Annotated in this window: 17 protein-coding genes and 1 pseudogene; all 18 read right to left on the bottom strand. The window is 56.5% G+C overall.

The genetic code is table 11. The features are described 5' to 3' along the window. Positions 1 to 38 precede the first annotated feature (38 nt). Positions 39 to 302, bottom strand: coding sequence for a flagellar hook-basal body complex protein FliE (fliE, locus tag QZ377_RS03795; protein ID WP_291439756.1), 264 nt, complete (start codon positions 300 to 302; stop codon positions 39 to 41). Between the two features lie 238 nt (positions 303 to 540). Then, on the bottom strand, positions 541 to 978 hold the full coding sequence (gene flgC, locus QZ377_RS03790) for a flagellar basal body rod protein FlgC (protein WP_291439659.1): 438 nt from the start codon (positions 976 to 978) through the stop codon (positions 541 to 543). A 167-nt stretch (positions 979 to 1,145) separates the two neighbouring features. Further along, complete coding sequence (flgB, locus tag QZ377_RS03785; protein ID WP_012625200.1) at positions 1,146 to 1,559, bottom strand: flagellar basal body rod protein FlgB; 414 nt, start codon at positions 1,557 to 1,559, stop codon at positions 1,146 to 1,148. Positions 1,560 to 1,986: 427 nt separating this feature from the next. Further along, on the bottom strand, positions 1,987 to 2,604 hold the full coding sequence (locus QZ377_RS03780; RefSeq protein WP_291439657.1) for a ParB/RepB/Spo0J family partition protein: 618 nt from the start codon (positions 2,602 to 2,604) through the stop codon (positions 1,987 to 1,989). Further along, positions 2,594 to 3,025, bottom strand: a complete 432-nt coding sequence (locus QZ377_RS03775) for a hypothetical protein (RefSeq protein ID WP_291439654.1) — start codon at positions 3,023 to 3,025, stop codon at positions 2,594 to 2,596. Before QZ377_RS03775 ends, QZ377_RS03780 begins: the two co-directional genes overlap by 11 nt. Positions 3,026 to 3,033: 8 nt before the next feature. Further along, positions 3,034 to 4,224, bottom strand: a complete 1,191-nt coding sequence (locus QZ377_RS03770; RefSeq protein ID WP_291439652.1) for a DUF3440 domain-containing protein — start codon at positions 4,222 to 4,224, stop codon at positions 3,034 to 3,036. Between the two features lie 573 nt (positions 4,225 to 4,797). Further along, positions 4,798 to 6,857 (bottom strand): annotated as a pseudogene (locus QZ377_RS03765) (methyl-accepting chemotaxis protein). Positions 6,858 to 7,708: 851 nt separating this feature from the next. Continuing rightward, positions 7,709 to 8,239 (bottom strand): 3'-5' exonuclease, encoded by a 531-nt coding sequence (locus QZ377_RS03760; RefSeq protein WP_291439650.1) that lies wholly within the window; start codon positions 8,237 to 8,239, stop codon positions 7,709 to 7,711. Positions 8,240 to 8,241: 2 nt separating this feature from the next. After that, positions 8,242 to 8,670 carry a hypothetical protein gene (locus tag QZ377_RS03755; RefSeq protein WP_291439649.1) on the bottom strand — a complete coding sequence of 143 codons (429 nt, stop codon included), beginning with the start codon at positions 8,668 to 8,670 and terminating at the stop codon, positions 8,242 to 8,244. 14 nt (positions 8,671 to 8,684) lie between these two features. Further along, positions 8,685 to 9,167 carry a thermonuclease family protein gene (locus QZ377_RS03750; RefSeq protein WP_291439648.1) on the bottom strand — a complete coding sequence of 161 codons (483 nt, stop codon included), beginning with the start codon at positions 9,165 to 9,167 and terminating at the stop codon, positions 8,685 to 8,687. Between the two features lie 315 nt (positions 9,168 to 9,482). After that, the gene (feoB, locus tag QZ377_RS03745) at positions 9,483 to 11,765 is read right to left on the bottom strand and encodes a ferrous iron transport protein B (protein ID WP_291439647.1); all 2,283 of its coding nucleotides are present in this window, start codon (positions 11,763 to 11,765) and stop codon (positions 9,483 to 9,485) included. Between the two features lie 548 nt (positions 11,766 to 12,313). Next, the gene (locus QZ377_RS03740; protein ID WP_291439646.1) at positions 12,314 to 12,589 is read right to left on the bottom strand and encodes a DUF2325 domain-containing protein; all 276 of its coding nucleotides are present in this window, start codon (positions 12,587 to 12,589) and stop codon (positions 12,314 to 12,316) included. Between the two features lie 394 nt (positions 12,590 to 12,983). Further along, entirely contained in the window at positions 12,984 to 13,751 is a 768-nt protein-coding gene (gene trpA, locus QZ377_RS03735) for a tryptophan synthase subunit alpha (RefSeq protein WP_291439645.1), read from the bottom strand. A 2-nt stretch (positions 13,752 to 13,753) separates the two neighbouring features. Further along, positions 13,754 to 14,944 (bottom strand): tryptophan synthase subunit beta, encoded by a 1,191-nt coding sequence (trpB, locus tag QZ377_RS03730; RefSeq protein ID WP_291439644.1) that lies wholly within the window; start codon positions 14,942 to 14,944, stop codon positions 13,754 to 13,756. Next, entirely contained in the window at positions 14,941 to 15,576 is a 636-nt protein-coding gene (locus QZ377_RS03725) for a phosphoribosylanthranilate isomerase (protein ID WP_291439643.1), read from the bottom strand. Before QZ377_RS03725 ends, trpB begins: the two co-directional genes overlap by 4 nt. Further along, positions 15,566 to 16,447 (bottom strand): indole-3-glycerol-phosphate synthase, encoded by an 882-nt coding sequence (locus QZ377_RS03720; RefSeq protein ID WP_291439641.1) that lies wholly within the window; start codon positions 16,445 to 16,447, stop codon positions 15,566 to 15,568. Before QZ377_RS03720 ends, QZ377_RS03725 begins: the two co-directional genes overlap by 11 nt. Further along, positions 16,437 to 18,029, bottom strand: coding sequence for an anthranilate phosphoribosyltransferase (gene trpD, locus QZ377_RS03715; RefSeq protein WP_291439640.1), 1,593 nt, complete (start codon positions 18,027 to 18,029; stop codon positions 16,437 to 16,439). Before trpD ends, QZ377_RS03720 begins: the two co-directional genes overlap by 11 nt. Next, a complete protein-coding gene (locus tag QZ377_RS03710; RefSeq protein ID WP_291439639.1) occupies positions 18,010 to 19,464 on the bottom strand; it encodes an anthranilate synthase component I family protein in 1,455 nt (484 codons plus the stop codon). Before QZ377_RS03710 ends, trpD begins: the two co-directional genes overlap by 20 nt. Positions 19,465 to 19,817 lie beyond the last annotated feature (353 nt).

The raw sequence follows: 19,817 nt of genomic DNA, 5'->3' as shown, positions 1-19,817 counted from the left end.
ACCAAGGCATTATGGCAGTTTCAGAGCGATAGCGCCCCCTAGAACTGCATTTTGGAAATTTCCTTGTAGGCCTCCAGCACTTTGCCGCGCACGGCGGTGGTCAGCTTCATGGCGAGGCTGGATTTCTGCATGGTTATCATGAGTTCCTGCACGTTCTGGGTGCGGCCAGAGGCAAACTCGCTGATGGCGTCATCCTTGACGCCCTGCAACTGGTTTACCTTGTTCAGCGAATCCCTGAGCGTTCCGGTAAAGCTGTTCTCGGGCGTTATGGGGGTATGCGCCTTGCCGGGAAACTGCACCATATCAACCTGGGCGCCGAAATTTTCGCCGGTATCCACCTTGCTGCGGGCAAGGCTCTGATCCAGAGTGCGGGAAAAAAGCGTTTTGCTGCTGACGGACGAACCCTGCTGCAGGCTGCCCTCTACCCTGTTGAAATGTTGCATGGCCTCACTGTACGCGCGCATGCCCACTGCCTGTATGCTCATGGCCTTCTCCTGAATTGCCTCGGCGGCTCCGCCCGGTCAGATGGGCGGGAAAATCTTATTTGCCTATTTCAAGGGCTTTGACATACATGCCCTTGATGGCGTCCACGGTGGTGACGTTGGCCTCAAAGTTGCGTTGCGCCGTCATGAGATTGGCCATTTCTTCCACCACGTTGATGTCGGGGTACATCACATAGCCTTCGGCGTTGGCATCGGGATTGCCCGGTTCATACACACGCTTGAAAGGGCGGTTATCCATAGTCACGGCCATGACGCGCACCCCCTTGACCGCACGGTCAAGCGCCGAACGCATATGGACGGAAAAAGGATCATCCACATCAGCCGTCTGCTGCACCACGCTGCGCCGACGGTATGGCCCGCCCATAGGCGTGCGTGTGGTTTTGGCATTGGCCAGGTTCATGGATATGGTATTGATACGCGTACGGTCGGCTGCAAGCCCCGATGCGCTGATGTCAAATGCTGTCATGAAGTCCATGGCGTTCTCCTGATCTCAAATCAATGCTGTGCCGCCGGGCCGGTTACAAAAAATGTGGTTCCCGTCCGGCGGGCTGTCTGCCCTGAATAAAGCGTTGTTACTGCGCGCCAAAGCAGACAGAAGACAACACGGGCAGAAATGAAACTATTCTTGCGGCAACAGGCCCGCTATGCCTGTTTGCCGTCTTGTATGACGGTATGTATACCTTCAAAGGTTTTGGTAAGAACCTGCGCCAGGGCCGTGAACTGCAACTGGTTTTTGGAGTGCTTGGCCATTTCCTTATCAAGATTCACCCGGTCTTCACCGTGAATGAGCCGGGGCTTGAAGGCTTCTGACCATTCGGGCCTGAAGCTTGAAGGATCAAAGGTCGAAGGTATGTGCTCCGCGCTGGTACGGCTCATCTGCCCTTCCATATCCTGCCCGAGGGCAGTCTGAAGCTCTTTTTCAAAGCTCAGTTCACGCGGTTTGTAATTGGGGGTGTCGATGTTGGCCAGATTGCCGGCAATGATGTTCTGCCGGTCAAGCTGCATGTTCATGACCGTGCCCACAAGGCCGATCTGGCTGCTGAACAAACTTTTCATAGATCCTCCCGCAGTCCTTCTGGATTGCTTGGCAGGCATGAAGCAACATCTGTTCCAAACACATATTATCAAATTAAAACATCGTCTTAACAAATAAATATCTATCAAAAAAATAAACCGGCTCCGGTTTTCGCCACTTTATTGACGTGACAAAACCGGAGCCGGAAAACACGAAGCCACAGCAGATACTGCGGGCGCTGCCTTCAGGGCATCCCGCTACCCTGGCGGTAATATTTCAGCAGAAGGTTATCTTTTGCCAGCCCCGAAGCCCAAAGCCTGCCTGCCAGAAAAAAGCGGTAAGCGGACAATCGAAAGCCATCAAGGCAGATACGAAGCCCGCATAGCGCGCGCCAATGAGCCACAAGGGGGAAGCCCCCTGGCAGCCTGCATGCTCGCTGCCGCACACGCACAACACAACAGGACGCGGCTAGTCCCAGGCCCTGGAATATTCCCTGTCTGCAAAAGCTTCGGCCAGGCCTGTCATCTGCTTCAGACGCAAAACCTCGTCAGGCTCCATGCCCAGCTCACGGCCAATACGCTCACTGCTCCAGTTATAGCTTTTCAGGGCGGTCACCAGCTTTGCCGTCAGTTCGACCTTGTGCGCCCCTCTGGCCATGTTGTGCCGGACAGTGGACGTAATTCTGTCTTCAAAAGGCTTGTCCAGCTCAACAATGAAAAGATATCCTGAAAGAGCCTCGCGCACTTCAGGCGCATTTTTTGCGACGCTGCGACGGTGAAAACCATCCACAATCTGAAGCGCGCCCCGGCTGCCCCGGGCCACAACCACAGGCACGGTCTGGCCGTCTTTAGCCATGGACAGACGCAGCAAACGCATTTCAGGCGGCGCGACCTTGTTGGGGTTGTAGTCATTGCCTTTAACCTTATCCACGCGCACCAACTGGGGGCGCGCCGCCGGATGAGGTGTATCCAGATACCGGGCGGCCATATCCACAAGACGGTTATATATTGCCACCCGTTGATCAAAGCGCCGGGTATCAGACTGTAACGCGCCTTCCAGAGAATCGATCCATTGCTCAAGTTCCATTGGGTTCCCCTAACCATAAAGCATACTGGACAAACCGGCCCCTGGGATTTCCATGCGGCATAAAACCCAACGGCGCATAGCGTGATTCCAGCCATATGTAGTCTGTAAGCCATACGGACCGGGCATGGTGCCGCCGCGCATACTCAATGCAGTGCCGCAACACTGTTTCCAGAAGCATACCGTCACCAACCGGACTGTACAAATGGCGCAGCAGCCCCTTTTCACCCTGTATCCGTATGGAGCCGAAAGCGTGCACCGCATGCCGCTCGGCCGCCACATACCACACCTGCCCGGGACGGCTTGAGATTGCGCAGCCCAGGGTATTCCTTGTGGCGGCACAGGCACAAAACTCTCCTATCCTGCCAAACAGTTGTGCATTTTCTTCAGGGTCGCTCTTATGAACAAATTTTTCGATGCGCATAACCGCCCCTACCTCCCCACACGCAGCACCCACTCCAACTGCTTTTCCACGTCCCTTTTTGTCTGACTGAAAGAAAGCCCTTTGCACCAGTAGTCGTTTTTTAAAAGCACCTTGCATATCCGCCGCCAGCTCGGCGCTTTGCGGGCGGCCTCCAGCCGCGGCTCCGCCTCATCCGGGATAACCGCGACCCCGTGCTCACGCCACCAGCGCAGGAAACTGCAAATCTTGTTGCGGTAGTGGTCAGCCGTGCATTCAGGCATGGAAGATAAAAGAAATTCACAGTAGCTTTGCCATGTATGCCCTTCCGGAAGGCGTATGTGATAATTGCCCATCACATTGCCGGAAGTGGCCGCGTGCCGGTTGCCGAAGTTCGCCCCCTGCACTCGGCTGACAAGCCGCGCCCACGTCTCCGGCTCCAGCACCTTGAAAAGCCAGAGGCTCTTTCGCTGGTCATCGCCGAATGGCTGGCAAAGGCGCATCTGTGCAAGACTGAGCCCCGCCATATGCATAAGATCGTAAATATGGTTATAGTCCCATCGCATCCGACCGTGAGCTGTCCAGATGTCTTCTGTCCGCCAATCATATATTGGATAGGCGTTGACAAGCCCGGTTCCGGAAACCGTCGTCCACCCATGACGGTTCCAGCGCCGCTTGGTCCACGACTTGATGGTGCGAAAACGGTTCAGGCTTTCGTCACTTCGAATGCCCACAAGGCAGGCGCAGGTTTTTCCCTGCGAAAAATGCTGCCCGAACAAGGGCACAAATTCTTCAAACTCCATGCCGCGCCGGAACCATGAAAAATGCTTTTCATCGCTGATAACTCCCGGATGCAGGGGAAGTTCGCGTATCCATTCCGTACGGGCATCGGGATCCCAGCAGAGCCAGTGCGGTTGGGTCTGGCTTACAGCATTGCGCAGGTGCAGGGGCAGACAAATCCAGTGTGGCCTGATTTCCGGCCGGGTCATGATTCTGGTGACAAAATCGGCAGTATGCCTGTACCAGGCCTCAAGATCTATGTGCAGCACATCAAGCGGGAGTCTTTTTTTTCTTCGCGCCACTTCAAGGGCCAGATGAACAAGACAGCCCGAATCTTTGCCCCCCGAAAAAGATACATATACCCGCTCAAAATTTTCAAATATCGCTTCTATCCTCTGGACGGCAGCAGTAAACACATCGATATCGCGATATTTCTTTTTCATAACAAAACAACTTCTACCTTGCAGTAATAAAACATATTTACATTCATAATGCTTGCATGATCTCCAGTTTTTGACGACTAAAAATCTGGCATCACATAAAAAATCATAAATGATGTTATTTATTTCTCCCCTTTCAGCATCTTAACAACGCACTCACCTGACAGTCAAACAGACAAAAATAATAAACATCCATCACACATCATACATATATAAATATACAGTCATTGAATGCAGCAAATTTCAGGGCACGAGTGCACTGCCACAGATGCCAATACATGCATATGGCACAGCGTATCTCTTTATGACGTCTGGCTTTTCTTGAATCAGTCGAGCGCTGTAGCGTATGAATGCTTTGATGCGGGAAAGGAAACTTTCGCTTCGTGGAGAGGGCGACAAGGGGATTTTTCAGGTCAAATCTGTGCAGCCTGGTCAGCCTGGACAGCCTGGGCCGAAAATACGGCACCGCGAACCTTGCGTGACAAAAGGACTGGGGGCATGCGGTTACGGGCGCTTGACACATGCGCGGTGTGCAGGCGGAGGGCTGCCCCCGTCCGCACACCGCGCTTTCAGGCTTTACGCCCGTTTCATGTTCTGAATCAGCGCATTGAGGTTCTGGGCCTGGGCTGCCAGATCGGACACGGCCCTGGCGGCTTCGCCCATAGCGTCGGCGGTCTGCCGGGACATATCGTTAACCTGGACAATGGACAGGTTGATTTCCTCACTGGCGGCGGACTGCTCCTCACTGGCTGTGGCAATGGCATGCACCTGATCCGCTGTAGCGTCCACAGTGGCCACGATTTCCTGAAGGGCCTGGCCGGACATGTCTGCCAGTTCCGTTGTCCGGCCGATCTGCTCCACAGCGCGTTCCGCACTGGCCGTGCGCTTTTCGGTGCTGTCCTGAATGGCTTTGATGACGCTGCTCACGTCTATGGTGGAGGCCATTGTTTTTTCCGCCAGCTTGCGCACTTCGTCAGCCACCACGGCAAAACCGCGTCCGGCTTCGCCCGCGCGGGCGGCTTCAATGGCGGCATTCAGGGCCAGCAGGTTGGTCTGGTCGGCAATATCTGAAATGACGCCCATAATACGTGTGATGTCGCGGGCGTGCTCGTTCAATTGCGTCATATCTTCCTTGAGCTGTCCGGAAATATGCCGCACACCTTCGATACTCTGCAATGACTGCGCAACGATATTGGAGCCGTGCTGGGCTTTTTCTCTGGTTTCAGCAGAAGCGATGGAAGCAGCACCGGCGTTACGGGCAACCTCCTGCACGGTGGCGTTCATTTCGTTCATGGCAGTAGCCGCCTCGGACAAACGCTGGGCAGACTCTGCCGCACCACGGTCAGACTGTTCAATCTGGGCCGAAAGCTCCGTAGAAGCTGAAGAAAGCACGGCTGCCACTTCTTCCAGCTGCTCCGCGGCAGCCAGCATACCGTCACGTCGGGCACCTTCGGCGGCTCTGCGGGCTTCTTCGGCCTCGTGCATGGCCTGGCGCGCCTCTTCAGTAGCCTTGTGGGCTTCCTGCGCCCTTTGTTCGCTTTCTGACAGGAATTTTTGCAGGTTTTCCGTCATGATGCCCACGCCTCTGGACAACCCCCCGATTTCGTCAGAACGGGCAGCGCATTTTTCATGAACAATCCTTTGCTGGTCGCTCATGTCAAACTGGCCCTCGGCAACACGCCCCACAAAAGCTTCTTCATTTTTCAGCGCCGTGGTGATGCTTCGCGCCACAATAAAAACTATCAGCCCTACTATCAGGACAATAACGAACATGAGTATCAAGTTCCCGCGCAGCAGCATAGCGGCGGGCTCAAGAACCTCGCTGCGCTCTATGCTCAGCACGACAAACCAGTTCATGTCAGGAATTTCCTGAAAATACGCCAGCTTTTTTTTCCGTCCCAGGTGTAGGTCAGGTTGCCGTTACGCGTTTCAAGTATCTGCCGGACCCAGTCCAGGTTGCCGTCTTCGTCGCCGACATAGTCTTTGTTGGGATGCATCAGCAGCAGGCCGCTGCCGTCATAAACAAAGCTTGCGCCGGTCTGCCCCAGTTTGATGGCATCCACTGTTTCAGCGCTGAACATTGTGAGGTCGACCGTGCCGTAAACCACCCCCAGAACCTTGCCGTCATTCATGACCGGCGAAGCCATAACTGTGGTGACCGCGCCCGAAACCTTACTGCGCGCATTCAGCACGCTGCTTTTGCCCTGCATGGCCGCCTTGAAGTACGGGCGTGCAGAAAGGTCGGCATTAATTCCCGCAGGATCGCTGTGTCCCACGACCAGCCCCTCGGGCGAAAGCAGGCCCACCGCAGTCAGCAAGGGGAAGTCTTCGGCAAGGCTTTTCAGGCTTGCCTGCATGGCAGGCCGCAGGGCATCTCTTTCCCATTCAGATCCGGCTTTGAGAAAGTTGCTGATGCGTGATGTATGTCCGGCATTATCCAGCACCTTGTGCAGCAGTTCGGCCATGCTGCCAAGCTGACTGGTCTGGCTGCGGATCACCGCGCCAAGCTCATCATCTATCTGTACGGCCAGAGCCTTTTCTGCACGCGTGTAGCTGAACCAGGTTACGGTACAAAGCCCCAGCAACGTCGGCAGCAAGATCAGCAGCAGCATTTTGGGCAACAAGCGCAATTTCATACTATCCCTCTCTTTTCCTTAAAAAACTCCTGTCTGATTTTCCGCATACCGGGTATGGAAAAATCAGGATGGCTGTTCTGAAAAACCGTACAGCGGTGCAGGAGTGTCATGGATGTTTTTATTTTATTTATCGACATATCTTTGGAAAAAAATATGCCTTTTGTATCATAATTATGGATGAAGAACGCATTTGTTTCAAGTATTGCGAATTGCAAGAATAGCAGCCGTATCTGATAGACTGTCTTATAAAAGAAAAAAATCACACCAGCTTCGACACTTTTGGTTATTCACGTATTATTTTACTGTTTTTTTGGAAAAATAGATTAGTTTTTAAAAAACATCACATCTCATAAAAGAATAAATAGATATTATTTGATAATAGTAATCCTTTACACAAGACAAAAACATGCTGCCCTGCTCGCGCGGCACGCAAGGCAGTAGGTCAATGTTTTCAGCGACATTGCCAGGCTGACTGTATGGCGGAATGACACCACTGCGCTAAGCAGCCTTGCAGCGCTGCCCCAAATATGAATGCCGCCAAAAAATTTCAGACGCTATCCAACATTGCTGGAGAGCACCGGGCTTGCGAAGAAATCGACGTAATTACGTGTTTGTGCGGTAAACGCCATACGGGAGATACCGGAAGCACATGGCCCAAGCATCAGCCCTGCGCCCGCCGCAGCGGCACCATAAAAAATGCCAGGGCATTTTCATGTTGAAAATGCCCTGACGGCTACACAAGCAAATGCCTGCCGTTGAAGCGCAAGCGCAATATATTTATATGGTTACGCGCTTGAGCGGGAGTGTTTTACCTTTGCGAATGTACATCCACAAAGGTAAAATGCTCTAATCTAGATGCGCATCTGGCTATCGGTAACGCCCAAGGCCCGCAGATGCAGATAAACCTCTGCGCAGGCAGTGGCATCAGAACCTGCATGATGGTGCTCCAAAGCAATGCCGAAATGCTCGCACACATGATTCAGCTTCTTGGAGGGCAAAGGCAGACTGCGCCGCGCGCCTTTAAGCGTACAGAGAAAATGCTGCCCCGGCACACCCGTCCCGGCCTCCCGGCAGCAGGCCAGCAGCACGCGCCGGTCAAAAGAGGCATTATGAGCCAGCAGCACGGCTGCCCCTTTCATGAATGACTCCATTTGAGGCCACACCTCGCCGAAAACAGGAGCATTTTTAAGCATGGGCCAGGTAAGACCATGAATTTCTGTAAAAAGTATTCGCGACGAAGGCGGCCGCACAAGGCTGTAAAACTGCTCTGTAACACGTCCGTCTTCAATGCGTGCAAGGCCCACAGCACAGGCGCTGTGGGCCGCATATCCGGATGTTTCAAAATCTATGGCCACGCAGGGCGGGGCGGAAACGTCAGACAAGGTTACTCCACGTTGTTTGCGGCATTGCGTGCGGCTTCACCAAGGCGGGCCATGATATAGTCGCGCATGTGGGCGTCGTCGCTTTCAAGGTTGAAGCAGCGGGCATCTTCATTCATCAGGCCATCGGGAACAAAATCGCCCAGATCTTCGGCATCGGTAATCATATTGTTGTAAAAACATACAGAGAGCCAGCGGTTATCCGGCTCATCGTCCACAACATCAACCAGAACGAAAAGTTCACGCCTGATCTGGGCCGCATGCCTGGCACGCAAGGAATAGCTGATGCCGGGACGCCCCTTGAAGGTAAAACTCATGCCGCTGTGCGCGGCCAGAAAGTCCATATAGGAAACAAACGCTGCCTTGGCATTGTGCGGGTCTGTTTTCCAGCCATCAAGAAATTCACGCAACTCCTGCGAACCGGTAACATTCATATGCGTTCCCCTTTTTATCTGCCCCACTGCCAGGGCGGGGTTCCTATATTCAGGCCCCATATGCCCCGTTTGTCCACAACGGCCTGATGCTCCTGAATCATCCAGCGACGGCAGAAGATAGCTTTGCAAGTCTGCCTGTCAACCCAGGCCAGGCCTTCCACAACCAGTTGATAGTTGACCGATGCACCGCCAACCTGCACAAGAGCGCTCACCGTACCCGATTCGCTTCTGCCCACAGGCTCGAATGTCACCTTTGTGCCGCGCGGCATGATTCTGGCCAGACGCTGCAGGGCTTCAGCCCCGAAAGGCTGGCTCAGGGACGGGGCGTCTATGCCGTAAAAACGCAGTACAGTATCGGCTTCGTCGCTGTTACGTGTGCTGCTGACGGAAATGGTATTCCCGTCTTCAACGCGCACCACCCATGCCTCTCCGGCAAAAACAGCAGAAGCGGCACATACAAGGCAACACGCCAGACACAGGCAGAAAGTCCGAAACATCGTGTGCACCCCAATGCAGAGGCAAAGCCCGAAACCGGGGCCTTGTCTGCCATAACGGCCAGAACAACCTTACGTTACCGCTGCTATGCCGGCTTCGTGGGCAGGCATCCGCCTGAAGGGCAGACGCTGCTGCCTGCGCAGCCAAGCGCCGCCATAAGCGCCTGCAAGCGTTGAGACTACATTTTTAAAAAAAGAATGCGCGCTATATAGGAATAAAGAATGCCCGTGCCGCAAGCCTTTTGTCAAGGCACGGCACGGGCATATATCGGCATGTTCATAACCCGGCGAAAGCGGGCAGCCGAGTTTTACATCACGCTATCCCCAGACGGACCGGCCGACCTGATAGGCCACCATAGAGACCACGTAGGCCACCGCCGTATTGAAGACAATGCTGAACACCAGCCAGCCCCAGCTTCCCGCCTCCTGCTTGATGACCACGAGCGCCACAAAGCAGGGAGAGTACATGAGCACAAAAAGCATCAGTGAAAGAGCCGTGGCCTTGGACCAGTTGGCATCGTTCTTCAGGCGTTCGGCCAAGGGGGCAGCGTCTTCGGGATCCTGCTCGCCAATGGCGTAGGCGGTTCCCAGGGTAGACACAATGGCCTCTTTGGCGGCAATGCCCGCAAGCAGGGCAATGTCTGTGCGCCAGTCAAAGCCCACGGGCTGAGTGGCAGGTTCCACAGCCTTGCCCAGGCGGCCGGCAACGGAATAGGCCAGTTCTTCTTCACCCAGTTCGTCACGAACACCGGCCAGCTCTTCTTCAAGGGCAGCGCGCTCATCGGCCCCCTCAGGCAAGGCGGCGATCTGGCTTTCAATCTGCTCTATCTTCTGTTCAAAAGGCGCGGACATGTCTTCGGGCAGCTCGGGGAAGGTCATACCCGCCCAGATGATGATGGATATGGCCACCAGCACCGTACCGGCCTTCTTGAGATACATCCATGCGCGTTCCCAGCAGTGAAGCAACAGGCTGAACAGCGTGGGCATGCGGTAGGGGGGCAGCTCCATAACAAAAGGCGTTGCTTCGCCCTTGACGATGGACGAGCGCAGCAGGCGTGCCACCAGCAGAGCCATGACCCAGCCGGCCAGCATGATCAGAAACATGACCGTGGCCGCCTGATCGGGAAAGAACGTTCCCGCCAGCAGCAGAAAGACGGGCAGTTTGGCCCCGCAGGACATGTACGGCAGGGTCAGCAGGGTCGCCAGCTTTTCCTTGGGACTGCGCAGGGTACGGGTCGCCATGGCGCCGGGGATGGCGCAGCCGCCCGCAATGCCGCCTGAAATGATGTAAGGCATGACCGAAGCGCCGTGCAGGCCGAAAAAGCGGAAAATACGGTCCATCATATAGGCCACGCGGGCCATGTAGCCGCTGTCTTCCATAAAGGAAATCAGAGCGAACATGATAAGGATCAGCGGCACAAAGCTTATGACCCCGCCCACACCGGCAATGATGCCGTCCACCACCAGAGAGCGTGCCAGGCCATCAGGCATGACTTCACCCAAAAATTCGCCAAGCCAGGCAAAGCCGTCTTCAACCCATCCCTGCGGATACGCGCCCACCTCAAACGTGACGTAAAACATGAAGTAAAGCACGCCGATCATGAGCAACGGGCCGAACAGGGCATTGGTAAGCACCTTGTCCAGCTTGTCGGAAAGGGCCAGACGGTCCTTGCCGGGATCCTGACGAAAAACGCCGTCGCGCAGGATACTGCGGATGTAGCCGTAGCGGTGATCTGTAATGAGAGATTCAAGGTTGGTGTTCAGCGTGGCGCGCACATGATCCGCTGTTTTTCTGCACAGAGCCGCAAGTTCATCGGCCGTTTTGGCGTCGGCCGCGCGGGCTTCGGCCATGACAACCTCATCGCCCTCCAGCAGTTTGAGGGCCACCCAGTTGGGCAGGTAGCGGTCAGTCAGCAGGCCTGTGGCAATGATGCGCTTTTCAAGTTCAAGCAGGGTTTCATCCAAGTCCATGCCATAAGAAATACGCATGGGTTGGCGCTTGCCGTTTTTGGCAAGCTCAACGGCTGCCTTCATGCCTTCTTTGAGCCCTTCGCCGGTGCGTGCCACCATGGGCAATACAGGAACCCCCAAAAGAGTTCCCAGGCGCTCCATGTCGATATGCACCCCGGAAGCGCGCGCTTCGTCCATCATGTTGCAGCAAAGCACCAGCGGCGTACCCATTTCAAGCATCTGCACTGTGAGCAGCAGGTTGCGCTCAAGGGCAGAGGCATCCACCCTGTCTATACCTGCCTGCACATTGTCGCCCGCCAGCTCCTGCCGGGCCACGCGCTCTTCTTGCGAATAGGCGGTCAACGAGTAGGTTCCGGGCAGGTCCACCACCGTGACGTGCGTGCCGTCTACGTTGATATGGCCTTCTTTTTTATCAACCGTGACACCGGGATAGTTGCCCACATGCTGCCGCGCCCCGGTATAACCATTAAACACCGTGGTTTTGCCGCAGTTGGGGTTACCCGCCAGGGCAATACGCAGGCCGTGGCCGTGTTCATGCCGACGGCCATGGCCGTGCTCATGCCCGTGCTCGTGACCGTGACCGTGCTCATGACCACTTGTGCCATTGCCGGAATTTTTCATTTCGCTCATTAAAATGCCCTCCCCGTTCTGCAAAAGACGCAAAAACGCCCCTGCAGATCATCAGCCATGACCTTGCCGGAAAATTTGCTCATGCTAGCCGTCCTGGAAATTCTAAGTATGGCGACTCCGGGAGCTTCCCATACCCGGTGACCGGCCGGGTGCCTATGCTGCCGCCCTTGAAAGAAAAGTCTGTATACCCTTGGAAAAGAAATGAAAATGAATTCCAAAGTCCTAGCGGGTTTATATGTTTGCCCTAAAAATGTCAAGTTGCGCCAATGTATTTTTGTCTTTTACGTTCTCTATCCCACTACTTATAAACAATATTTTTATCATAAAAAACTTGCCCGGCTGTGGAAGTAAACTTCCGACAGCCGGGCAATTCATTGGAGTCATAAGGACTCTCCCTATGGATGATGCAGCGTTAAATAAAGCTCGTCTTCGCTATGGCAGGAGGCTCGCAAGCCCTGCTCGAAAACCATTCAACCATTTGCCTTGTTCGCAAGGTCGCCGGTTTACGCTCCTGCTCTGGCGGCCATAGGAGTGTTATCAGGCCAGAACTATGAGGTACGCAGACATTCCCGCAAGGAAGACACGCCGCATGAGTGCACCATCTGCAGGGGAATATTGCGCGAACGGGCAACCTGCACGGCCTTGCGCTTGGCTTCGTGCGAAATCTTGTTGGTGAAAACGATCATGGCATCGGGATTGCCGATCTTGTCGGTAAAATTACGCTCATTACGGCTGATGCATTTCAGAGAGTGGCCCTTTTCCTTGGCTGCGGCGATGTAATCTTTATGCAGCCTGTCCATACCGCCTATAAGTGTGACGCACATACTTTCGCTCCTTGTCATGTTGCCGTTTGAGAGGCAAACGTGTTGGATGAATCGCGTAATCTGGTTATAATTGAAATTGAATTTCAAAGTCAAGGGATTTTTTGTTCGCACTCCTGCTTTTATGTTAAAAAAACCCTGCCAGCCGCGCCAAATCGGCATTTCTTATTGAATTACCATGAATTGCTTTAAAAAAACAAGGCCTCCTTCTTAATTTAGAAGGAGGCCTTGTGACTGCCGCATGGCGTCAGGTGAAACGCGTAACATCTTAAATAAATATTACTAATTAGTTAAAGATGTTGCCCTAAAAAACAGTTGTACAGGCACGTTGTGCCCGCCCCTTCGTGGCAGACGACCGGCCTCATAACAGCCGGAACAGTGTTGAGGCAAAACCGCTCTATTTCCAGCGAGCCATAAATTCTTCGGCGCTGTGGCCTTCTTCGAGGTGCCTGAGCAGAGCACTGCCGAAAACCGCGGCATCCGGTCTGGCGTCCGGCGGAAGTTCCTTGAGTTGTCCCGGCTCACGCAGGCCGAAACCCAAAGCCAGAGGAAGGCTGAAAACAGACCGCGCCCGCCGCATGGTGTCGGCCACTTGCGGGGCTACGTCTCCTCTTTCTCCGGTAATGCCCATAACCGAGACCACATACACATAGCCCTCGCCTTCTTCGGCGTACAGGGCCATGCGCTCCGCACTGGTATTGGGACCCACCAGAGGGATAAGGGCGATGCCTTCTTTTTTCAGGGCGCGGCGCAACGGGCCGGACTCCTCATACGGCAGGTCCGGCACAATAAAGCCGTGCACGCCGCCCCGGGCTGCATCCTGCGCGAGTTTTTCGTAACCATACTGCAAAAAGGGGTTCAGGTATCCCATCAGGACAAGCCCGGCATTGACAAGGCCCTTGCGCTGGGCAAGCTCCGCAAGAATGCCGCGCAGGTTTACCCCGTCGCTGAGCGCCCGGCGCGAAGCCTCTTCCACCACAGGGCCGTCAGCAACGGGATCGGAAAACGGCACGCCTATTTCAATGATATCCGCTCCGTTTTCATCCAGTTCCATCAATGTGGGCCAGAATGTTGCGCGGTCGGGAAAGCCCGCAGTCAAAAAAGGGATAAGGGCCGGGCGTCCGGCGGCATTGGCCTTGCGTATCTTTTCTTCAAGCAGGTTCATGACTACACCTCGTCCTGCCCACGGGCAAAGCCCAGGGCCTTGTTGATAATGCCAAGATCCTTGTCGCCGCGGCCCGAAAGGTTGACCACCACCTGCTGGCCGGGCTTGAATTCCTGCGGATGGTCCAGCACCCAGGCCAGCGCATGTGAAGATTCCAGAGCGGGCAGGATGCCCTCGGCGCGGCACAAACGCTGAAAGGCCGCAAGCGCATTGCCGTCTTTGACCATGCCGTAATGGACGCGGCCCGTCTTGTGCAGCCAGGAGTGCTCGGGGCCAACGCCCGGATAGTCCAGCCCGGCGGAAATGGAGTGTGAAGGCTCCACCTGGCCGTCATCATTTTGCAAAAGCATGCTGTACGCACCATGCAGCACGCCCGGCACCCCGAGGTTGAGCGGCGCCGAATTGAAGCAGCCCGGCTCGCCCGTGCCTGCCGCCTCTACCCCCACAATACGCACCTCGGCATCGTCCAGAAAAGGATAAAACATGCCGATGGCATTGGACCCGCCGCCCACGCAGGCCACTATGGCATCGGGCAGTCTGCCGGTTTTTTCCAGCATCTGGGCGCGTGTTTCGCGCCCAATGACGCTTTGCAGCTCACGTACCAGCAGTGGAAAAGGATGCGGCCCCGCAGCAGTGCCAAAGCAGTAGTGGGTTGTTTTCTGGCTGCCTATCCAGGCGCGCAGGGCTTCGTTGATGGCATCCTTGAGAGTGCGCGTACCGCTCTCCACCGCATGCACGGTGGCCCCGAGCAGCTTCATGCGCATGACGTTGGAGGCTTGCCGCTCCACATCTTCCGCACCCATATAAATGGTGCATTCCATACCCAGGCGGGCGGCAGAGGCTGCGGTGGCAACACCGTGCTGCCCCGCGCCGGTTTCAGCCACCAGGGCCGTCTTGCCCATATGCCTGGCAAGCAGCGCCTGCCCCAGGGTATTGTTGATCTTGTGCGCTCCCGTATGCAGCAGGTCCTCACGCTTGAGCCAGAGGTCAAAGCCCAGCTCCCGCGACAGGGTGGGGCAATGGGTTAACGGCGTCTCACGCCCGGCATAGTTGCGCAGGAGGCTTTCCAGTTCAGCCTGAAAGGCCTCTGTGGGATAAATGTCGCGCATGGCCGCCTCGACTTCCATAAGCGGCGGCATGAGCAGTTCGGGCACAAAGCAGCCGCCAAACTCACCAAAATATCTGTTCTTCATGACAAATACCTATTGCCTTTCTGTTTTGCGGCTACCACAAGGGCGGCCGCCAGCTTTTGCGCATTTTTTTGTCCCGGCGCATCCTCAACGCCGGAATTGAAATCCACTCCATCCGGGGAACACTGGCTCAAGGCCAGCCCCACGTTTTCCGCGCTCAGACCTCCGGCCAGAAGCCAGGGGCGCGGCGACGGCAGATGGTTCAAATCTTCCCAGTCAAGACGCGCACCGCTGCCCCCGCCGACCAGCCCCGCATCCAGCAGGTAGCAGGCACAGGCATCAGCGTGATTCTGCAACTCGTTATACAGCAAGGCCCTGTGGCAATAACGCGCGGGCCAGATGACACGGATCACCCGTTGCGCACCCACGGCCCTGGCACAAGCCACATCCTGCCGGCCGTGCAACTGGGCCATGTCCAACCGCGCCTCGGCCATGATGCGGCATATTTCTTCAGCGTCATGCTCCACAAAAACACCCACGCGCAGCATTCTGCCGCTCTCCAGCGAGGCAGCTTGAGCCGGACTGACGTACCGTGGGCTGGCCGGATGAAAAATAAACCCGCCCATGCTCGCCCCAAAAGAAGCGGCCAGGTCTACATCCGCCTGCCGGGTGAGGCCGCAAACCTTAACAAGCATGGCCTTTATTCTCCCCTGCCGCACTGGTCGCGGCATGACAGACGGCTTGCGCCTGCTCAAGCAGGCGGGCCAGCGCCAGCCCCGGTGTGCCGCCTGCCATAAGGGCGCTGCCTACCAGCACCGCGGCAAAGCCCGCCTGGGCCGCGTCCAGCAAATGCCCGCCGCTGTCTATGCCGCTGGCAGCTATCCACACTTCATCTTCTTGCGGGGGGCAGGCCCGGATAAGGTCCAGGGGAGCCTTGCGATCGGTCTGGAGGCTGCCCAGATCCCGCGCATTGACCTGAATGATGCGCGCCCCGCTCTGCCGGGCAAGATGCAGGTCGTCCCTGTCAAAAATCTCCACCACGGCCTGCATGCCTGAGCTTTCGGCCTGCTCCCGCAAGGACCTCAATGTGTGAACATCCGGAGTGAGACGCACGATGAGCAACAGGGCCGAGGCCGGAGTAGCCGCCGTGGCTGCCACCTGAAGCGGATCAAAAATAAAATCCTTGCGCAAGAGGGGCGGCCGATGCTTTGTGTACAGGGCCGGATCTGCCGCCTTTTGCAGATAGCCTATATCGCCGTGGAAATACGTCTCTTCCGTGAGGATGGACAGGCAGCCCGCTCCCGCAGCGGCATACTGGCGCGCGGCGTCCTCAATGCCGATGCTTTCGCAGATGGCCCCGCGCGAAGGCGAAGCCCGCTTGTATTCGGCCACAACGACCAGCGAATGTTCTCCCAGGCGCATGGCAGGCCCGGAGCGGCCGCGCAGGGCCTCTGAAAAATCCGGCCGTGGCGCATCAAGCGGCGCGGGCATTCTGCCCTGATCCGCCAACCGGCGCAGGTTTTGAACTTCGGCCGTCTTTGCCTTGATAAAACGCTCAAGCAGCATGCAGCACCTTCCTGCCAAAGCCCCCGCTTACGGCTTCGCGCGCGCGCGCCATGCACAGGGCCATGTCCATGTTTTCTTCCAGCAGATACACCGCCAGTCCCACATTGAGGGCCACCATGTCCAGCATGGCGCGCGGGCCTTCGCCGTTGAGGATTCCTCTGAGCACGGCCACGGCCTCATCCTTGCCGTCCACGGCCAGATCCTCCACGGTGCATGTCTGTATGCCGAAATCGCGGGGATCAAGCGTCATGGGCGTCACAGAACCGGCATGCAGCAGGGCCACGCGCGCGGGGCCAATGGGCGTGATTTCGTCATAGTCCCCCGCGCCGCAAACCACGGCCGCCCGGTACAGCGGCCCCTGAAGCAGGGTTTCGGCTACAAGGTCCACCAGTTCGGGCCGGGCCACGCCCATGAGCAGATGACTGGGCCGGGCCGGATTGATCATGGGTCCCAGTATGTTGAAGAGCGTGCGCACCCCCAGCTCCTTGCGTACAGGGCCGATATTGGCAAAGGAGGGATGAAAGTGCGGCGCGAACAAAAAGGCAAAATTGCGTTTTCTGACCATTTCAGCCACCGCGGCGGGATTTTCGTCCAGCGTGATCCCGAGGGCTTCAAGCGCATCGGCGCTGCCGCACTTTGAAGAAACGGCGCGGCCACCGTGCTTGACCACCTTGTAGCCCATACCCGCCAGCACAAGCGATGTGGCTGTGGAGCAGTTAAAAGAATTGCGCCCGTCGCCGCCTGTACCCACCACGTCAATGGTCGTACCGGAAACACCGTCCACGCGCACGGCACGGGCAAGGGCGGCGCGTGTGGCGTGGGCCAGTTCCAAGGCACTTTCCCCCTTCATGCGCAGCCCCATGAGAAAGCTCCCGGCCTGGGCCGGAGTCATTTTTCCGTCCATAAGGGCTGAAAAACCTGCGGCGGCCATCTCGGCGCTGAGGTCTTCTCCACGGGCCAGCCGCTCAAGAATATCCGCAAAATTTGAGGTTATCCCACCGGCATCCATAATCATTTGCGGGAAATTACCCAACAGGCGCAACCCTTCGGGTGTGAGCACCGATTCGGGATGAAACTGCACCCCCACCCAAGGGCGGTCATTGTAGCGCAGGGCCATAACCTCACCTTCGGGGCCACGGGCCGTCACGGTAAAACGCGGGTTTTCCGCGTCTTCGTCGGCACGTACCACAAGGGAATGGTAACGCCCTACCCGCATGGGATTGGGCAGGCCGGAGAACAGGCCCGTACCATCATGCACAATTTCCGACTGTTTGCCGTGCATGATGCAGGGGCCAACCTCTACCCGCGCCCCGGCATGCAGGCCAAGCAACTGATGCCCCAGGCACACGCCAAGCACCGGAATTCGCGGATCAAGCCGCCCGAGAAATTCGGGGCAAAAACCCGCCCTGGAAGGATGCCCCGGCCCAGGAGAAATGCAGACCATGGCAAGGTCCGGGTTTTCAGCCATGCCAAGCACTGCGGGATCATCATTGGTCATGACCACAGGCGTGTGCCCCAGGGCGTGAAAAGCCTGTACCAGATTATATGTAAAAGAATCGTAATTATCTATAAGAAGAAACATTTTCTTCGTCCTCCGTTCGCAGGGCAAGGCGCATAATGGCTGACTTGTTGCAAACTTCTTTCCATTCCATATCCGGGTCCGAATCGTGAACGATTCCCCCGCCCGCCTGCCAGAAGAGCCTGTTGTCGCGCAGCCACATGCTGCGGATAGTAATCCCCATATCCAGGTTCACGCTGTCCCTGTCCAGCCCGAGCCAGCCGATGCATCCCGCATAGGGGCCACGGCTGCGCCCCTCAAGTTCGCGGATGATCTGCATGGCCCGTATTTTAGGCGCACCCGACACCGTACCCGCCGGAAAGGTGGCGGCCAGGACGTCCAGGGCATCCAGCCCCGCATCCAGGCGAGCTGTAACCCTGCTTGTAAGGTGCATGACGTGGGAGTAACGCTCCACTTCCATATAGCGTTCAAGCGTCACCGTGCCGGGGCGTGCCACGCGGCCAAGGTCATTGCGGCCAAGGTCCACCAGCATGACATGCTCGGCGCGTTCCTTGGGATCGTCCCGCAGTTCGGCTGCCAGACGCGCATCCTCCAGATCATCAGCCCCGCGTTTGCGCGTACCTGCGATGGGCGAAAGCTGCAGGCAGCCCGCGGTGCAGCGCACCATCACTTCAGGCGAGGAGCCGAAAAGCGTCAGTTCCGGAAAGCGCATGTAAAACATGTAGGGAGACGCGTTAAAGCGCCGCATACGCCGGTACAGTTCAAAAGGATTGCCCATAAACGGCGTAGAAAAACGCACCGACGGCACGACCTGTATGGCTTCACCCTGGCGCAGCATTTCCTTGATGCGGCGCACAAAACGTTTGTAGCCCTCTTCGTCGGGTTCGGACCGCACCGTACCGGGATCAATGGCCAGGCCGGAAGCCCTGGCCGCATCCGTCTCCAACGGCTGGCGGCCACTGTTCAGGGGCCGGTGGTCACCAAGGCTCACCTGGCACAGCCGGTTGTACAGATGGTCGAAAACCAGCACGGTGGCGGGCAGAATGAGCAGACAGTCCGCTTCATTTTCCGGCATGACGGATGCCAGCACGGGATTGAACAGCCCCGCCATGCCAAAACCCAGATAGCCGTACAGGGCGCGGGTAATGGGCGGCAGATTTGCGGCGTTTTCAGGCGGCTGCACTTCCAGGGCCGCCATGAGCGCGCGCAGGCCTTCAACAAAGGGGCGGCCCTCGAAAGCCATGAGCGCATCAAGCCTCTGGTCTTTCACATCCAGAGCCAGCCTGCCCTCGCGGCAGGCGATAAAAAGAGCCGGATCGCAAGCAAGAATGCTGTAGCGCCCCCAGCGGCCGTCCACCTCGGCGCTTTCCAGCAAAATGCCGTTACCAGCGCCCACCATGCCCATGAACAGGCTGATGGGGGTATCCATATCCGCCGGCAGCCACCGGGCGGACTGTCGCAACGTGAGCAAATGCAACCTGTCACCGTTCTTTTTCATCTGCCGTATCCTCGAGTTGTAGAACAAAAAAAGCGCCGCCTCCCAAGGGAGACGGCGCCTGCATACAGCTATACCTACGTACCGGAACTATTTAGCCCGCACGTCTCCCCCACGCAGTCTTATGCGCCACCACCAGCCCTGATAGCTGCAAGAAATGGTGTTGGGGAAAGTGCTCATACAAATACGTTCCTTTGCAATTTTTTAAAAAACTACACAGCGTCCGCGTCGCTGTCAACAATAAATTGCGCCACAGCAGGGAAAGACATGCACAACCGTTAAAAGCCGTTTTTCAACTAAAGAGTCTGTAAAAAAACACATGGCCCCGGCCTCTTCACGCAGCGCACGCCGCAGGG

The organism is Desulfovibrio sp. (assembly GCF_019424165.1).
In the GTDB taxonomy this organism is placed as follows: Bacteria; Desulfobacterota; Desulfovibrionia; order Desulfovibrionales; family Desulfovibrionaceae; genus Desulfovibrio.
Note: the sequence above shows the minus strand (reverse complement) of the source record. Positions and strands in the feature narration are given on the sequence as shown.

What these genes read in the sequence shown, in the direction of transcription:
- QZ377_RS03740 (WP_291439646.1), bottom strand. Translation starts at nt 12,589, where the DNA reads ATGTGCGTCACACTTATAGGCGGTATGGACAGGCTGCATAAAGATTAC.
- trpA (WP_291439645.1), bottom strand. Translation starts at nt 13,751, where the DNA reads ATGAACCTGCTTGAAGAAAAGATACGCAAGGCCAATGCCGCCGGACGC.
- flgB (WP_012625200.1), bottom strand. Translation starts at nt 1,559, where the DNA reads ATGAAAAGTTTGTTCAGCAGCCAGATCGGCCTTGTGGGCACGGTCATG.
- QZ377_RS03770 (WP_291439652.1), bottom strand. Translation starts at nt 4,224, where the DNA reads ATGAAAAAGAAATATCGCGATATCGATGTGTTTACTGCTGCCGTCCAG.
- QZ377_RS03720 (WP_291439641.1), bottom strand. Translation starts at nt 16,447, where the DNA reads ATGCTGCTTGAGCGTTTTATCAAGGCAAAGACGGCCGAAGTTCAAAAC.
- trpD (WP_291439640.1), bottom strand. Translation starts at nt 18,029, where the DNA reads ATGTTTCTTCTTATAGATAATTACGATTCTTTTACATATAATCTGGTA.
- fliE (WP_291439756.1), bottom strand. Translation starts at nt 302, where the DNA reads ATGGTGCAGTTTCCCGGCAAGGCGCATACCCCCATAACGCCCGAGAAC.
- QZ377_RS03710 (WP_291439639.1), bottom strand. Translation starts at nt 19,464, where the DNA reads ATGAAAAAGAACGGTGACAGGTTGCATTTGCTCACGTTGCGACAGTCC.
- feoB (WP_291439647.1), bottom strand. Translation starts at nt 11,765, where the DNA reads ATGAGCGAAATGAAAAATTCCGGCAATGGCACAAGTGGTCATGAGCAC.
- flgC (WP_291439659.1), bottom strand. Translation starts at nt 978, where the DNA reads ATGGACTTCATGACAGCATTTGACATCAGCGCATCGGGGCTTGCAGCC.
- QZ377_RS03750 (WP_291439648.1), bottom strand. Translation starts at nt 9,167, where the DNA reads ATGTTTCGGACTTTCTGCCTGTGTCTGGCGTGTTGCCTTGTATGTGCC.
- QZ377_RS03780 (WP_291439657.1), bottom strand. Translation starts at nt 2,604, where the DNA reads ATGGAACTTGAGCAATGGATCGATTCTCTGGAAGGCGCGTTACAGTCT.
- QZ377_RS03755 (WP_291439649.1), bottom strand. Translation starts at nt 8,670, where the DNA reads ATGAATGTTACCGGTTCGCAGGAGTTGCGTGAATTTCTTGATGGCTGG.
- QZ377_RS03725 (WP_291439643.1), bottom strand. Translation starts at nt 15,576, where the DNA reads ATGCTTGTTAAGGTTTGCGGCCTCACCCGGCAGGCGGATGTAGACCTG.
- QZ377_RS03775 (WP_291439654.1), bottom strand. Translation starts at nt 3,025, where the DNA reads ATGCGCATCGAAAAATTTGTTCATAAGAGCGACCCTGAAGAAAATGCA.
- trpB (WP_291439644.1), bottom strand. Translation starts at nt 14,944, where the DNA reads ATGAAGAACAGATATTTTGGTGAGTTTGGCGGCTGCTTTGTGCCCGAA.